We start from the raw sequence: 16,417 nt of genomic DNA on the forward strand, positions 1-16,417 counted from the left end.
GGCCGGACGCGCCCACTAGACCCACGACACGCCGTCTAAAGCACCACGTTTGCGCCTATAGCCCCCACTAGACCCACGACACGCCGTCTAAAGCACCACGTTTGCGCCTATAGCCCAAAAAGCACTCCCACAGGAGTGCTTTTTATAAATGCAGAACCCCCACCGGTGGATCGCACCGAGGGGGGCCGCTGCGCGCCCGAAGGGACTCGAACCCCCAACCTTCTGAACCGTAATCAGATGCTCTATCCATTGAGCTACGGGCGCTGTGCCGTTTGGCTGGATACAAGCTTACACGCTTCTCGCCAGGACGCAAAACCAAACGATATGAACTGAACCACACGGTAGAAGTGTGTCCTGTCGTTGACTGCAACCGAACGACATATACGAGGATCCTCCGCGCACCCGGCAGCGCACCCTTATCCTTGCTGCATTCCTGCCCTGGGGAGGTTCGGATGATACCGTCACGCGGAGGACCGACCCTCAGCATACACGGTTTTCGCCCTCGCGCGCAGCCGCGGCGAGTGACAAGTGAGAAGGCACTGGCATGACTCGCCCGCGGCGTGACTTTTTCGGTACGGTCATGCCGTCACTCATGCTTGACGGTTGACCATTGCCATCTCCTTCGACAAGGCAGGCATACTCTGGACGCATGAGCGATATTGACATTCCCGGAATCGGATCGTTGGAACCACGTCCCGCACTGGAACACCTGGATTTGCTTGCGCCGCCGGTCGCCGCCGCGCTGACTTCGCTGGCCGAGCGTGGGGTTGCCTCGGCCTCGTCGGCGCTCGTGGTTGAGATCGACCCGGAGTTCGCGGACACGGAGACGATGACGCGCGAGTTTGGCATGGACCTGGCACTGTCATCGAATTGCATCTTGGTTGCAGGCAAACGCGCGGGCGAGGAACGAATCGCCGCGTGTGTGGTGCGCGCGACCACGAACGCTGATGTCAACCACGTCGTCAAGAAGCGCCTTGATGTTCGCAAAGCGAGTTTTTGGCCGCAGGAACGCGCCGTCGAGGCATCGGGCATGGAATACGGCGGGATCACTCCGGTGGGCGTACCCACGTCGTGGCGTCTCCTCATTGATTCGGCGTGCGCGTTCGGCTGGAGCTGTATTGGCTCAGGCCTGCGTCGGTCGAAGCTTTTCGTAACCGGCGAGGTCCTCGCCGCACTCCCAGGTGCCGAAATCGTCGAAGGTCTCGGGGTCTGATGGGACGAGGCCCGGGCTCAGCATGACACTACCCGCCCGGTTTGGGGTCGCAGCGCAGACTGCGAGGCCCGGCCTCAGAACCCGGTCGGAGTGCCCGTAGACAGTTGCGGGGCCTGGCCGGGATTCACAACCGACCCAACACCGTCAACATGGCGGGAAGACGGAACCCGGTCGGAGTGCCCTTAGGCGGTTGCGGGGCCTGGCCGGGCATCTGTGCGACCCCTTCAAGCCGCAGGCTCGTTCACGTCTCCTCTCCCGCTCGGGCCACCGCCCACGGGTGTGCTACGCAACTGCCGGGCACAGGGTTTCGGACACAGGGTGATAGGACAACGCGTGTCGGTCCCAGNGCAAGCCGAAAAGTCGCCACAAAACCAACACGTTTTGTCCATCCTCCAAGTTGGCTGCCACCAACTTCAATACCGATTTTTCGGACTATAGGTCACGAACGTGGTGCTTAAGTTCCGGGTTTAGGTTGGGATTGCGGGCGAAAGTCGCTGTTATTTAGGTTCGGGCGGTTAATCGCGCAGCTTCCTTGACTTTCTGGGGTGATCGTGTAGTGGGTGAGAACACGATCGAATCGTGCTCGGCGTTGCCCGGTGTGCGCTGTGCCGATGAAGAAGAATGGACACACCGCGGCGGGCGCTCAACGGTGGAAATGCACCTCGTGCGCCCTGTCAACCACATGTCCATCAGGGCGTGCGCGCCGACACGAACAAGCCGATGAGCTGGCAGACTTCATCGCGTGGGCGACGTCTCGGCACACCCAAGACGAACAGGAAGGCTCAGCGCGCGCTTTCCGGCGTCGTACCTGTTGGTGCTGGCAGGTGCCGGTACCTCACCCGCCCGTCACCGGGCAGGTCCACGATCAGATCTTCATTGACGGCATGCACCTGTCGGGCGAATGGGTGCTGCTGATCGCCCGAGACCGCGAGCATGTGCTGGAGTGGCAGTGGGCGGCCAACGAATCCGCGCAGGCCTACACGGCCCTACTTGAACGCCTCGCTCCTGCCGATGTGGTCACCACCGACGGTGCTGCAGGCGCCTTGGCGGCTATCGCGCACCTATGGCCCTCCACGCGCGTGCAACGCTGCCTGGTCCACGTTCATCGTGACATCATCCGCGACCTCACCATGCATCCCAGAACCGAACCCGCACGGGCGTTGCTGGCCTTGTCACGACGCTTGACGAGCATCACCAGCGTCGACCAAGCCAGCGCGTGGTTGACGATGCTCCACGACTTTGGGCACACCTTCCGAGAATGGATGTCACAGCGCACCTTCGCCGCTCAAGACCCTGCATGGGCGTCAAAAACCGGTAAAACCTGGTGGTACACGCATGAACGCACGCGCCGCGCCTACCGACGCTTGGCACGACTGGCACGCCAAGGAGTGCTGTTCACCTACCTGACCAACCCCGACGGCACACCAGCCGACCCGCCGGCCTGCGCCACCACCAACCACGTCGAATCCATCAACGCTGTCGTGCGTGAACTCCTCCACGCTCACCGCGGTGCCAGTGCCTACCACCAAGCCGTCATCGCCGAATGGGCTCTCCTCCTGCGCACCCCACAACCCCCGACCCCCACCGAAGTCCTGACCCAATGGGAACACGACGGGCGCCCCACACCCCGCCGGATCCCCACACCCAAACACCCCAACCACACCGATCAGAAACGCCACGGAATCCCGGAAGGAACCCCCACCCCAGAAGAAGGACTCTGGCCACGCAAAGGCTGGGCCGGACGCGCCCACTAGACCCACGACACGCCGTCTAAAGCACCACGTTTGCGCCTATAGCCCCCNCCTGCGCCCATGCAGCAGGACCCTGTCGGTGATGCCCTTCCGGCGTTTATTGGCGCCCCGCCCTACCCGCGCCCACAGTGCAGACCACCTCGACGAACAATGGCTAGCATAGGCGTGATGGCCCAGATGTTCTGTGATGCGGGCGACTCCAGAACGCAGTTCACCACTGCGACCCCTCCGCACCCAGGGCTGGATGGGGGGTTTTGCAGCATTAGAAGCCTCCCCTCGGCATGTCGCCGGCGTGTCGCGCCCCTAATGGTGCAATTCCCCCCATTTGGTGGCGATGTCACCGGCAGGCAAGTCACGCACGGGTCCCCGTACGGCGCAACTCCCCCCGCTTGCTGTCAGTGAGGCCGCGGTTCGGGGCAGCGCCGCCCACGCGCATACCATCGGACCCACGTGCGCGGCGAGGAACGCAGGCAGCTAGCACGCCTCGGCGAACTGCGCCCCTGAACCTGAGTGTCCACACCAGGCCACGCGTTCGCCCACGCGTTCGCTCGCACGCCGGGCATTTGGGGGTATTCATACCCCCACGATGAAACAACCACCTCCAACACCAACTTTCCCGCACCATCAAGCCGAAAAGTCACCACAAAACCAACACGTTTTATCCTTTAACCCATAACCCCCAAGTGGGCAGGCTGCCCGGCGGCCCAGTTCGCGGGGCGCCACAGGCGACAAAACCCCGGAGCCTGGGTAGGTTCCGGGGTTGAGTGGCGGAGGATGGGGGATTCGAACCCCCGAGGGCTTGCACCCAACACGCTTTCCAAGCGTGCGCCATAGGCCACTAGGCGAATCCTCCGTGCACATCGTGCCGGACAATCATAAGCGATAAACGCCTCGATGCGCCAATCCACGCCAATGGAGCGGGTCACAGACGCTGCTACATCAGGCAGATGAGCATGAATATGAGTGCCATGACGGCGCTGTAGGTGAGGGCGGCGATGGATTCATGCATGCCGACGCGGTCGGGTAGGTTGAGTGCGCGAATGAGGGCGATGGACGCCAGGAAGACGGCGAGGACCAGTGGGATGATGAAGACGCTGAAGACGCTGACCCACAGGGCTGCTCGCGCCAGCGGGTTGGTGATGGGTTTGGGCGAGGTGTAACCTCCGTCAGCGAAGACTGCGCGCATGTTGACGTATTCGGTCCCTGGGAAGCGGGTGATGCTTGGATGAACCGGTGTTGGGGCTGTGGGGGCATACCCGAAGCGGTCGCCTGCGGTCCCCGTGGCATGAACCCTCGGGTAGGGGGAGGTCATGCCGCTGCGCGGGGCACTCATCGACGAGGCCTGGGCTGTCATTCCCGGGAGCGCGCCGCTGGGTGCGGGGGTGGGGGTTGATGCCTGTGCGCTCATGCGTCCACTATCCCATACGGGAAGGGGCGTGCACCACACTTTGCGTGTGGATGCGGTTTTTCAGTAGTAAATACCGCGGCCCGGCGCCTGAACGCGCTACCCTGGTGTTCCGACCGGTACGGCCATCCCGCCCATCAACTGATCGGATTTGTACGCGCATGAGCGAAACGAAGACTTCGTTGTTCCGTTGGAAGCTTCACGGTAACGGCACATCTATTAATCCCGGTGACGTCGTCCTTCCGGGTGAGCGGCTGTCGTGGCCGCGCACCGTTGGCATTGGCGCCCAGCACGTGGTCGCGATGTTTGGTGCGACGTTCCTTGTTCCGTTGTTGACGGGTTTCCCTCCGTCGACGACGCTTTTTTTCACCGCGGTCGGCACGCTGCTGTTTTTCCTGATTACGGCGGGTCGTCTGCCCTCGTACTTGGGTTCCTCGTTCGCCCTGATCGCCCCGATCACTGCGGTGTCTGCGTCTCTGGGTTCTTCTTATGCGCTCGGCGGCATCATTGCGACTGGCGCGACGCTGGCCCTCGTCGGCTTGGTCGTTCATTTCGCGGGCGTGCGTTGGATTGATGCGGCGATGCCGCCCGTGGTGACGGGCGCGATCGTGGCTCTCATCGGCTTGAACTTGGCGCCCGCCGCGTGGAACTGGGTGAAGGAAGGTCCGATCACGGCTGTCGTGACGATCGTGTCGATCTGCCTGGTGACGGTTCTTTTCAAGGGTATCCTGGGTCGTCTGTCGATCCTGATCGGCGTGTTGATCGGCTACGTGGCCGCGATTCTTCAGGGCCAGGTCGACTTCTCGACGGTGAGCAAGGCCGCCTGGATTGGTTTCCCTGAGTTCCAGGCCCCGAGCTTCGCCCCGTCGACCCTGGGTCTGTTCCTGCCGGTTGTGTTCATCCTGGTTGCTGAGAATGTTGGCCATGTGAAGTCGGTGTCGGCGATGACGGGTGAGAACTTGGATGACCTGACGGGCCGTGCGCTTATGGCCGACGGCTTGTCCACGATGTTGGCTGGTAGCGGCGGTGGTTCGGGTACGACCACCTACGCTGAGAACATCGGTGTCATGGCGGCGACCCGCGTGTACTCGACGGCCGCGTACCTGATCGCGGCTGGTGTTGCCTTGGTTCTGTCGATGTTGCCGAAGTTCGGCGCGCTGATTGCGACGATTCCACCGGGCGTCCTCGGCGGTGCGGGCACGGTCCTGTACGGCATGATCGGCATGCTGGGCGTGCGTATCTGGGTGCAGAACCGCGTGGACTTCTCCAACCCGGTGAACCTGAACACCGCCGCGGTGGCCCTGATCGTCGCGATCGCGAACTTCACGTGGAAGATCGGCGACATGTCCTTCGAGGGCATCGCGCTGGGCACCGCCTCGGCGCTGGCGATCTACCACGGCATGCGCCTGATTTCGAAGCTGCGCGGCACGAACCTGGAGGCGGCGACGCCAGCGTCGGCGCCGTCGGGTTCGGAGCTGGAGGGCGAGGCGTACTNTCAGGGAGACGACCGCCCAGTACACGGCGTCGAAGAACGTGTTGAAGGTGTCCGGCTCGACGTTGAAGATGACGAGGGCGCTGACGAGGATGTAGCCGATCGCCAGGCAGAGGACGGCCAGCAGCGCCTCCCGCTGTTTTTCGAACACGGCGGCGATGGCGGAGGTGCTCTTCGAGTAGCGGATGAGCTTGAAGGCCCGCAGCGTGCGGAAGAGGCGGAGGACTCGCAGCGTGCGCAGCGCGTCGTTGAGGGCGTTGAAGACGGGCAGGATCGACGCCAAGTCGATGATCGCCATCGGCGTGAAGGGGTAGATCAGGAACGACAACGCGCCTTTGCGTAGCTTCAGGTCCGCCGTCGCCCAGCGGGCCAGGTAGTCGACGATGAACACGAGGACGCACGCGTACTCGATCGTTTCGAGGATGGGGCTGGATCCTTTGAAACACAGGGGAAGGAGGCTGGCAACGATGAGCACGGTCATGACGCGCCCGTACCACATTGCTGCTCTCCCATCGCCGTTGAGCAGGGAGTAGAGACGTTTTCGCACCGTTGACACTCCTCATTGATAGACGCGTGACGCACCAAGAAAACTCACCCGCCACTGGGAACCCCCGTGCACGAAGCGAGGGGCACGCTTGTCAGTCGCCGACACCACGCACTGTAGCACCGCACGGGGGCCCGCCGACGACGCCCCGCACGCGGTTCGAGAGCCGTTCGACGACCACACGGCGATGACCCATTGCGTCAAAAACTCAACGAGTGTCCCCTCACACTCACTATACATATCAATTATTTCCACGTAATATGTTGACTATGGCAACGGATGCATCATCGCTGTTTACTGCCCTCGTGAGCGCGGAACTACGCGCCTGGAACGCGGTCGAGTCCGCGCTGTGCGAGGCGAACAACCCCCTGTCACTGGGCCGCTTCCTGGTCCTGCGCGCCGTGCGCGACACCCCCGCCTGCCGCATCCAGGAGGTGGCCGCGAGTCAGGGCATCACTCTCGGCGCGGCTTCATGCCTGGTCGACCGCCTGCACCGCGACGGCCTGCTCCATCGNGCGCAGGCCCTGGAGGACGCCGGTTACACGGTGGATCGACAGATGCGCATCGGCCAGCGCGAGGTCTACATGCCCGAGCTCTGGGCCGGCTCGATCGACGTGTTCCCCGAGTACACGGGCAACCTGTTGCAATACCTGGATTCCGACGCGACCGCCCGTTCGACGGATGAGGTTTACGCGGCGCTGACCGGCGTCCTTCCGCAGGGGCTGCGCGCCCTCGACCAGGCGCCGGCGACCGACCAGGATTCCTATGTGGTGACCTCGGACTTCGCCGCGGAGCATTCGCTGGCCTCGATCGGTGACCTGGCCGGGGCGGGGCCGCTGACCCTGGGCGGGAACTCGGAGCTTGAGACTCGCCCGTATGGCCCGGCCGGCCTGTCGCGGACCTACGGGGTGACGGTGGCCTTCACGCCGATCGAGGATTCGGGCGGCCCGCTCACGGTCAAGGCGCTGAGGGACGGGGACATTCAGCTGGCGAACATCTACTCCTCGGATCCGGCTCTGGCGGACGGCACTCTGACGGTCTTGGCGGATCCGCAGGGACTGTTCCTGGCCTCGCACGTCGTCCCCCTGGCCTCGGCTCGCGTGGACGATGAGGCGGCCGCCGTCATCAACCGCGTGAGCGCCGCGCTTGAGCCTGCGGATCTGGTGGAGATGAACCGCGCGTCCACGCAGGAGCAGCGGTCGGCGTCGCAGATCGCCCGGGAGTGGCTGTCCTCTAAGGGTTTGCTTTCCTGACGTGTCCTTCCGTGGACGAGGCCGGGGCTGGGGAGCGCGTTCGTGTTTCGCACCCCGGCCTCGTTGCTCGTGTAGTCGCCCACAAATTTAAACCTTTATGTGACGCACACCATTATTTGACCTACTTTTTACGTTTGTAACCAAAATGTAATGCGCACATGATGGACTTACCCACTACGTTTCACGAAAGACGAGCTACTCTCAGACCATGACCACGGGCAAGGCCCCACGGTCCCAACCATCAACCAGGAGGAAGTAACCATGAACCTGAAAAAGGCATGGCTCGCCATCCCCGTCGGCGCTGCGCTCGCACTGAGCGCATGCTCCAGCGGCGTCAACGCCAACGCTGTCGTCATGAACGGCTCCGAACCGCAAAACCCGCTCCTGCCGGGCATGACCAGCGAAAACGGCGGCGGCAAGATCCTGTCCGCACTCTTTAGCCAGCTCGTCCGCTACGACACTGACGGCACCCCCGTCCTCGACGTCGCCGCATCCATCGAACCCAACGAAGACAACACCCTCTGGACCGTCAAGCTCAACCAGGACCGCAAGTTCTCCGACGGCACCCCCGTCAAAGCCGAGAACTTCGTCCGCGCCTGGCAGCTCATCACCACCAAGGAACAGACGCAGGCCTCCTTCTTCGACTCCTTCGAAGGCACCAACGAAGAGGGCAACGGCGACCTGTCCGGCGTCCAGGTCGTCGACGACTACACCTTCACAATCAAACTCAAGCAGCCCAGCTACGACCTCGTCAGCCGCCTCGGCTACACCGCCTACGCGCCACTGCCCGACTCCACCCTGAACGACCCCGATGCCGGCGGCCAGAACCCGGTCGGCAACGGCCCCTACAAGCTCGCCTCCAAGACCGCCTGGGATCACAACGTCCAGATCTACCTGGTCCCCAACGATTACTACGTCGGTGCCGAGAGGGCCCAGAACGAAGGCCTCGTCTTCAAGTTCTACCAGTCAATGGACGCCGCCTACAACGACCTCAAGGCCGGCAACCTGGACGTCATGGACGCCATGCCTTCCTCGGCCATTGGCTCCTACCAGGACACCTTCGCCGGACGCTCCGTCAATGACCCCTACGCCGGCATCATGACGCTGACAATCCCGCAGTACCTCGACCACTTCTCCGGCGAGGAAGGCCAGCTGCGCCGCCAGGCCATCTCCATGGCCATCAACCGCGACGAGATTACCCAGCAGATCTACTCGGGCACCCGCACCCCCGCCAAGGACTTCACTGCCCCCACACTCGAAGGCTACTCCGAGAACCTGGCAGGCTCCGACGTCCTGACCTACAACCCCGACAAGGCTAAGGAACTGTGGGCCCAGGCCGACGCCATCGCCCCGTGGGACGGCACCTTCGAGATCGCCTACAACTCTGACGGCGGTCACAAGGAATGGGTGGATGCCGCCGCGAACTCCATCAAGAACACGCTGAACATCAGCGCCGAAGGCAAGCCGATCGTCGACTTCAAGACCATGCTCCAGCAGGAGGATGAGAAGACGATTGGCGCAGCCTTCCGCTCCGGCTGGCAGGCCGACTACCCGTCGATCTACAACTTCCTGCAGCCGCTGTACGTGACCGGCGCAGCCTCCAACAAGGGCTTCTACTCCTCCCAGGAGTTCGACAACCTGATCACCCAGGCTGCCGGCGCCGCCACTGAAGAAGACGGCATCGCCATCATGCAGCAGGCCCAGGAGGTCCTCCTGAAGGACCTGCCCGTCATCCCGCTGTGGTACTACAACGTCAACGGCGCATGGAACGACAAGGTCGACAATGTGACCTTCGACTGGCACGGACTACCGGTCGCCTACAAGATCACCAAGACCTCGACAGACAAGAAGTGAGTTCTTAGGAACCATCCTCACGAAGGGGGGTGGGTGGCAGCAGCCGCCCACCCCCCTTCGCGCAGCAACCACCACTAAACCCAAAACCCACGCCAACACACGGGCCACGCGCGCACCAAACGCGCCCCCAGCCTCGTCGATGCCCACATCGCAGACCACACCTGTCAACCACAATCAGGGAAACACACCTGATTCGCTGGCCACATAACGACCCCCACTACTCATTTGCCCATTCTTTACCCTATGATGGGACACATAGGCAGCCCCGCCCCCAGCGGGGCGCACGATCGGGAGCGGCACCGCGCCCATCCCTCGACACGAACCTAAAGGATTGCCCATGCTCCGCTACATCGGACGGCGACTCCTCCAGACCATCCCGGTCTTCTTCGGAGCCACCTTTCTGATCTTCGCGATGGTCTACCTCATGCCAGGTGACCCCGTCGCCGCACTCGGCGGCGACCGCGGCCTCACTGAGGCAGCCGCCGCAAAGATCCGCGCCGAGTACCACCTCGACCAGCCCTTCTGGATGCAGTATCTGCTCTACCTCAAAGGTGTGTTCACCCTTGACTTCGGCAAATCCTTCAACCAGCAGCCCGTCATCGACGTCATGGCTCGAGCCTTCCCCACCACGATGGCGCTGGCCGTCTACGCGCTCGCCATCGAGTCCATTTTCGGCATCACGCTGGGCACAATCGCCGGCGTTCGCCGCGGCGGCTGGTTCGACTCCACGATCCTCGTGTTCTCACTCCTGCTGATTTCGGTGCCGACCTTCGTCCTCGGCTTCGTCCTACAATTCCTCCTCGGCATCAAACTCGGAGTCTTACCGGTCACAGCCAGCGTCTCCGTCGACTTCGCCTCCCTCACCATGCCAGCCATGGTGCTCGGCGGCGTCTCCCTGGCCTACGTCATCCGACTGACCCGCCAGTCCGTCTCCGAGAACGTCTCCGCCGACTACGTGCGCACCGCCCGCGCCAAGGGCCTGACCAACCGCGCCGTCATGTCCCGCCACATCCTGCGCAACTCCCTCATCCCCGTCGCCACCTTCCTCGGCGGCGACCTCGGCGCCCTCATGGGCGGCGCCATCATCACCGAGGGCATCTTCAACATCAACGGCGTCGGCGGCACGCTCTGGCAGGCCATCCGACTAGGCGAAGCCCCCACCGTCGTCTCCATCACAACCGTGCTCGTCCTGGTGTACATCCTGGCCAACCTCGTCGTTGACCTTCTCTACGCCGTGCTCGACCCGAGGATCCGCTATGAGTGACATCATTCCCTCCGCCAACATTGCCCGCACCCGCGCCGGGCAGGACCACTACGTCTCCGACATCGACGAGACCGGCCTCGGAGCCGTCGACGCCGTACCCGACGAGGGTGCCCCCTCCTCGATGTGGGGCGAAGCCTGGAAACGACTGCGCGTCCGCCCCCTCTTCTGGTTCGCAGCCGTCATCATCTTCGTAGCCATCATGATTTCGCTCTTCCCGTCGCTGTTCACCAGCCAGGACCCGCGCTACTGCGAGCTCTCCCGTTCCCTGGGCGGCCCCGAACTGTGGAGCCACCCCTTCGGATTCGACAAGCAAGGCTGCGACATCTACTCGCGCGTCATCTACGGGGCCCGCGCCTCCGTCTCCGTCGGTGTTCTCACCACGATCGCCGTCGTCATCATCGGCGGCACAATCGGCGCCATCGCCGGCTACGTCGGCGGCTGGATTGACTCGCTGCTCTCTCGCATCACCGACGTCTTCTTCGCGATCCCTCTGCTCCTGGCGGCCATCGTCTTCATGCAGATGTTCAAAGAGTCACGCTCCATCGCCATGGTCGTCGTCGTCCTGTCAACCTTCGCCTGGACATCCATCGCACGAATCACGCGCGGCTCCGTCATGAGCGCCAAGAACGAAGAATTCGTCACCGCGGCACGCGCCACCGGCGCCTCGCGCGGACGCATCCTCATGAGCCACATCATCCCCAACTCGATGGCCCCCATCATCGTGTACGCGACCGTCGCACTGGGCACCTTCATCGTCTCCGAGGCCTCACTGTCCTTCATGGGCATCGGCCTGCCGCCCACGATCGTCTCCTGGGGCGCCGACATCTCGACAGCCAAGGACCAGCTCAGCGACGCACCCATGGTGCTCTTCTACCCGGCCGCCGCCCTGGCCCTAACCGTCCTCAGCTTCATCATGATGGGTGACGCCGTGCGCGAAGCCCTCGACCCGAAGGCACGCAAGTGAGCGAAACGAACAACCCCGCCCCCTCCGACAAGGAGATGGAAGAGATCGTCGAACGAGCCGTCGCCCCCAGCGCGGCCCCGGCCTCGTCCCCCATCCACCCCGACGACGAGCGCCCCCTGCTCAAAATCACCGACCTCGAGGTCACCTTCACCTCCTCAACGGGCGTCGTCCCCGCCGTACGCGGCGCTAACCTGACCATCTACCCCGGCCAGACCGTCGCAATCGTCGGCGAATCCGGCTCCGGTAAGTCCACGACCGCCGCCGCCGTCATCGGCCTACTGCCCGGCACCGGCAAGGTCGCGGGCGGCACCATCGAATTCGACGGACGCGACATCACCCACCTGTCCACCAACGAGTGGGTGTCGCTGCGCGGTTCCGGCATCGGCTTGGTCCCCCAGGACCCCATGAGCAACCTGAACCCCGTGCTCCGAGTGGGCACGCAAGTCAAGGAAGCCCTGGTCGCGAATAACGTCGTACCCAAGTCCGAAGTCGGCCAGCGTGTCACCCAGCTCCTGGAGGAAGCAGGCCTGCCCGATGCGGAACGCCGCGCCAAGCAGTACCCGCACGAGTTCTCCGGCGGCATGCGCCAACGCGCCCTCATCGCCATCGGCATGGCCGCGCACCCCAAGCTGCTGATCGCCGACGAACCCACCTCCGCCCTAGACGTCACCGTCCAGCGCCGCATCCTCGACCACCTCGGCAAGCTGACATCTGAAATGGGCACCGCCGTGCTGTTTATCACGCACGACCTCGGCCTGGCAGCCGAACGCGCCGAACAGCTCGTCGTCATGCACCGCGGTCGCATCGTCGAGTCCGGCCCCGCCCTGGAGATCCTCCAGCACCCGCGCCACCCCTACACGAAGCGCCTCGTGTCAGCCGCGCCCTCCCTGGCCTCAGCCCGCATCGAATCCGCCCACAAGCAGGGCATCTCCGTCACCGAGGAGGAACTCACGGGCGCCGGCAAAGGATCAACCTCCACGGAGGCCATCATCCGCGTCGAAGGCCTCACCAAAGAGTTCGACATACGCGGCGCTAAGAAGGGCAACAATACCTTCCTGGCTGTCGACAACGTCTCTTTCGAGCTGCGTCGCGGCACGACCCTCGCCGTCGTCGGCGAATCCGGCTCCGGCAAGTCGACCGCAGCGAACATGATCCTGCAGCTCCTCAAACCCACCGCTGGAAAGATTTTCTTCGACGGTGTCGACACCTCGACAATGAGCCGCACGGAACTGTTCCACCTGCGCCGCCGCCTCCAGGCCGTCTTCCAGAACCCCTACGGGTCACTGGACCCGATGTACTCGATCTACCGCCTCATCGAGGAACCGCTGAAAATTCACGGCTACGGCACCCTCGAGTACGCCGCCCAGGAGATCAAGCGCGCCGAGGCCACCGGTCGCGAACCCGAAGAGTGGATGACGAAGCTCGTCGAAGCATCCGAGGGCAAGCGCACCCTGACCGCCGCCGAGAAGCGCGAGTTGAACCCGAAGAAGCTGCGCATCGCCCGCGCCGCCGAGCTGCTCGACATGGTGGCGCTGCCTCGCTCCGCGATGCGTCGTTATCCGAACGAACTCTCCGGTGGCCAGCGCCAGCGCGTGGCCGTCGCCCGCGCCCTCGCCCTCAACCCGGAGGTCATCGTCCTGGACGAGGCCGTGTCCGCGCTCGACGTGCTGGTACAGAATCAGATCCTGTACCTGCTCAACGACCTGCAGGCCCAGCTGGGCCTGTCATACCTGTTCATCACGCACGACCTGGCGGTCGTCCGCCAGATCGCCGACGACGTCATCGTCATGGAGAAGGGCAAGCTCGTCGAGGCCAACTCGACGGACGAGCTGTTCAACAACCCGGTCCAGGACTACACGCGCGAGCTGATCGAGGCCGTCCCCGGCCGCAACATCCAGCTCAACCTGTGAGCTGACGCGCGCGGGGGCCCGAAGCGCTGCAGCGCTTCGGGCCTCTTGCTGTATCGCCCGCTGCGGCGCTTCGGGCCTCTTGCTGTTTGCTGTGCCTGGGTTCCGGGGCTGTGCGTTCCTGCCTCGTCGGGCCGGGCTGCTTGGTGTGCCGGGCTGCTCGTCAGTTCTGTTGTGCCGCTATGTACTGATCAGTCATGCCCGCCAGTCACCAATGTCGCACGTAATTCCCCAGAACGTATTTCAGACTGTGACATCCGACCGTTGGAATTGCAACGTTTGTGGGCTATCGCGAAAAATGACCGAGTTGAATTACGTGCGAAACTAATCTGGCGCTCGCTGCACCGCTGGCGATGGGGGTTTTGCACCATTAGGAGCCTCCCTTCGGCGTGTCGCCGGCGTGTCGCGCCTCTAATGATGCAATTCCCCCCGTTTGGTGGCGGTGAGGTCGCGACTTGAGGGGGATGGCCGCCCAACCGAAGCAATGTCGCACGTAATTCCCCTCCACATATTTCAGACTTTGAAATCCGACCGTTGGAATTGCAACGTTTGTGGGCTATCTCGAAAAATGACCGAGTTAAATTACGTGCGACTTTTGCTGGGACGGTTACCGTCGTCACTCTCGGGCCCTCTACCGACCACGCGAACCGCGACCAAGATTGGCTACAACGAACTCCTTCACCAAGAACTGTTGCAACCATCACGAGAACCTGCAGAGCGCGGCGTGCCCCGCCCCCACGGGCCCCTACAGAACGCACCCGCGCACCCTGACATTTGTCATGGCACCACCTGCATCAAAGGACACTTCCGGCCCCTCATATACGCGCGCAGACTGGGTGCCATGAACGCAGAAACAACGCCCGCCCTTCAGGCGACGAACATCCACCAGTCCTTCGGCCACGTCGACGCGCTGCGCGGCGTGAACCTCACCCTCATGCCCGGCGAGATCGTGGCGCTCCTCGGCGTCAACGGCGCGGGCAAGAGCACGTTCCTGGACATCGTCCTCGGCCTGGCCACGCCCACGCAGGGCGACATCAGCGTCTACGGCATGAGCCCGCGCGAGGCCGTGCGCCGCTCGCTCGTGGGTGCCATGCTCCAGTCCGGGGCCTTGCCGCGCGACGGAAAGGTCCGCAACACGATCGACCTGGTTGCCGCGATGCACGCCGACCCGATCCCCACCGACGAGCTCCTGGAGCGCACGAACCTGACGAAGCTCGCCAAGCGCCCGCTCAACAAGCTGTCCGGCGGCGAGGTGCAGCGCGTGCGACTCGCCCTCGCGCTGTCCGGCAACCCGGACTTCCTGATCCTCGACGAGGCCACGGCCGGCATGGACGCCCTGGNGTTCATCCCGCTGGAGCAGATGCCGCCCTTCGTCTCCCACGTCGCGCCCTTCACGCCCCTGTATGGCGCCGTCCAGGCGATCTACGCTGTCGCCGGAACCGTGACGATGCCGACGGCGGCGTGGCTCAACATCGTCGGGTGGGTGGTTATCACGGCGGGCATCGCCTGGTGGGGCGCGTCCCACGACACGGCTCGCTAGGCTGGTGTCATGAAGGAGCGCTTGATCTCCCTGGCGTGGGCGGCCCCGTGGATGCTGTTCATGGGGTTTCCCCTCGCCTACGCCCTGGAACTGCCGGATTCGGCCCAGCGCGCGGGCCTCATCGGGTTGTGCGCCCTCGTCGCGGTCGTGAACTCGGCGACGTGGCTGGCCAATCCCCTGCCCGCGCGCAACTCCTTCACGAGGCCATTCATCCTCTCCCACGCGGCGCTGGCGGCGGCGACGGTCGCCTACCTCGTGTACGCGGTTTCCGTTGACACGCCTCACGCGTTCATGCTGACGTCGTATCTGCTGGTCGCGTGGGTGTTTCAGGCGCCGGGCAGGTTCATCGTCGCGGGCCTCGTGCCGGTGACCGCTATCGCGGGTGTGGCCGCTTACGCGCAGGGTGAGCCCCTGTGGATGGGCTGGTACCTGCTGCTGCTGTGTGTCTTCGTGGGGGTGGCGCGTTGGCGCATGGAGCGTTCGGCCCGCGAGCATCTGCGCCGCCAGGATGCGATCCAGCGTGCAAAGGCGGCGGAGCGGGCGCGCCTGAGCACGGATCTGCATGACATTCTCGGGCATTCGTTGACGGGGATCACGATGGTGTCCGAGCTGGCGGGTCGTCTCCTGGAGGCTGGGCGCGTCCAGGAGGCGCGTGAGCAGATTCGCGCGGTGACCGCACAGTCGAACGAGGCCTTGGCTGACGTTCGCCGCATCGTGGCGGCCACGCGGGCCCTGTCCCCAGCGGAGGAGCTCGAGGAGGCGCGGTCGCTTCTGGAGGTCGCGCGCGTCGACGCCGAGATCACGAATGAGGGTGAGCCGCCGTCGGGTCCTCGTTCGGCGGNTCGCCGTCGCGGAATTGGTCGGCGACGGCGGCCAGGGACCCGAAGGGCATGTAGTTGTCCCAGTGGATGATCGCGGCGCAGGCGGCCAACGGGTCGGAGGGGATCGGCAGGAGTGTGAAAATCAGCAGGCCTGCCAGGTAGAGGATCCACGCGAGGGGCAGTGCCCTCGGCAGCTTCCACATCGACGAGGCCCGAGCCGCGACCACTGGGATCTCCGCGGTCGTGGGGGTGTGTGGGTTATCTTCTCGCGGCAGGAGGGCGCCGGTCCGCTTGGATCGACGGTAGATGAGGGGCAGCGCCTTGGAGACGGTGAGGCGATCGTGGCTGGTGTGACCGGGTGCCTCGTCGTGCGAGGTGGCGCGCGAGGGACGTCCGCGTTGGCGCGCGC

At 64.0% G+C, this 16,417-nt stretch carries 8 protein-coding genes, 2 tRNA genes, 1 other RNA gene and 6 pseudogenes; 11 read left to right on the forward strand and 6 right to left on the reverse strand.

Annotated features, from left to right (window positions below; genetic code table 11):
* Nucleotides 1-191: 191 nt before the first annotated feature.
* A tRNA-Arg gene (locus tag BQ7477_RS08790) sits at nt 192-264 on the reverse strand.
* Nucleotides 265-382: 118 nt separating this feature from the next.
* An RNA gene (gene ffs, locus BQ7477_RS08795) (signal recognition particle sRNA small type) lies at nt 383-478 on the reverse strand.
* Nucleotides 479-649: 171 nt separating this feature from the next.
* Here ffs and BQ7477_RS08800 point away from each other — a divergent pair.
* A complete protein-coding gene (locus tag BQ7477_RS08800; protein ID WP_073983629.1) occupies nt 650-1,213 on the forward strand; it encodes a YbaK/EbsC family protein in 564 nt (187 codons plus the stop codon).
* Between the two features lie 596 nt (nt 1,214-1,809).
* Nucleotides 1,810-2,967, forward strand: a complete 1,158-nt coding sequence (locus tag BQ7477_RS08805) for an IS1249 family transposase (protein WP_268753719.1) — start codon at nt 1,810-1,812, stop codon at nt 2,965-2,967.
* A 762-nt stretch (nt 2,968-3,729) separates the two neighbouring features.
* Here the strand turns inward: BQ7477_RS08805 and BQ7477_RS08810 are convergent.
* Both BQ7477_RS08810 and BQ7477_RS08815 read right to left on the reverse strand, forming a co-directional pair.
* Nucleotides 3,730-3,817: transfer RNA gene (locus tag BQ7477_RS08810), tRNA-Ser, on the reverse strand.
* 81 nt (nt 3,818-3,898) lie between these two features.
* Nucleotides 3,899-4,372: a hypothetical protein gene (locus BQ7477_RS08815; RefSeq protein WP_073983630.1), complete on the reverse strand. Its 474-nt coding sequence runs from the start codon at nt 4,370-4,372 to the stop codon at nt 3,899-3,901.
* 158 nt (nt 4,373-4,530) lie between these two features.
* Here BQ7477_RS08815 and BQ7477_RS08820 point away from each other — a divergent pair.
* A pseudogene (locus BQ7477_RS08820) lies at nt 4,531-5,862 on the forward strand (uracil-xanthine permease family protein); the annotation flags it as partial.
* Between the two features lie 3 nt (nt 5,863-5,865).
* On the opposite strand, the pseudogene BQ7477_RS08825 reads toward BQ7477_RS08820, so the two are convergent.
* Nucleotides 5,866-6,408 (reverse strand): annotated as a pseudogene (locus BQ7477_RS08825) (ion transporter); the annotation flags it as partial.
* Between the two features lie 287 nt (nt 6,409-6,695).
* Between BQ7477_RS08825 and BQ7477_RS08830 the strand changes: the two are divergent.
* From BQ7477_RS08830 to BQ7477_RS12830, 8 genes and pseudogenes are all read left to right on the forward strand, one after another.
* Nucleotides 6,696-7,658, forward strand: coding sequence for a glycine betaine ABC transporter substrate-binding protein (locus BQ7477_RS08830; protein ID WP_478209467.1), 963 nt, complete (start codon nt 6,696-6,698; stop codon nt 7,656-7,658).
* Between the two features lie 261 nt (nt 7,659-7,919).
* On the forward strand, nt 7,920-9,512 hold the full coding sequence (locus tag BQ7477_RS08835; protein WP_073983631.1) for a peptide ABC transporter substrate-binding protein: 1,593 nt from the start codon (nt 7,920-7,922) through the stop codon (nt 9,510-9,512).
* Between the two features lie 337 nt (nt 9,513-9,849).
* A complete protein-coding gene (locus tag BQ7477_RS08840) occupies nt 9,850-10,776 on the forward strand; it encodes an ABC transporter permease (RefSeq protein WP_073983632.1) in 927 nt (308 codons plus the stop codon).
* Nucleotides 10,769-11,740, forward strand: a complete 972-nt coding sequence (locus tag BQ7477_RS08845) for an ABC transporter permease (protein WP_073983633.1) — start codon at nt 10,769-10,771, stop codon at nt 11,738-11,740. Before BQ7477_RS08840 ends, BQ7477_RS08845 begins: the two co-directional genes overlap by 8 nt.
* Nucleotides 11,737-13,650: a dipeptide ABC transporter ATP-binding protein gene (locus BQ7477_RS08850; RefSeq protein WP_073983634.1), complete on the forward strand. Its 1,914-nt coding sequence runs from the start codon at nt 11,737-11,739 to the stop codon at nt 13,648-13,650. The genes BQ7477_RS08845 and BQ7477_RS08850 overlap by 4 nt, the downstream gene beginning before the upstream one ends.
* Before the next feature lie 838 nt (nt 13,651-14,488).
* Nucleotides 14,489-14,986: pseudogene (locus BQ7477_RS08855) on the forward strand (ATP-binding cassette domain-containing protein); the annotation flags it as partial.
* Nucleotides 14,987-14,989: 3 nt separating this feature from the next.
* Nucleotides 14,990-15,187 (forward strand): annotated as a pseudogene (locus BQ7477_RS13275) (ABC transporter permease); the annotation flags it as partial.
* Between the two features lie 9 nt (nt 15,188-15,196).
* A pseudogene (locus tag BQ7477_RS12830) lies at nt 15,197-16,027 on the forward strand (sensor histidine kinase); the annotation flags it as partial.
* A gap of 4 nt (nt 16,028-16,031) precedes the next feature.
* Here the strand turns inward: BQ7477_RS12830 and BQ7477_RS08865 are convergent.
* Nucleotides 16,032-16,417 (reverse strand): annotated as a pseudogene (locus BQ7477_RS08865) (VanZ family protein); the annotation flags it as partial.

The sequence above is a fragment of the Actinomyces bouchesdurhonensis genome, assembly GCF_900128465.1.
In the GTDB taxonomy this organism is placed as follows: domain Bacteria; phylum Actinomycetota; class Actinomycetes; order Actinomycetales; family Actinomycetaceae; genus Pauljensenia; species Pauljensenia bouchesdurhonensis.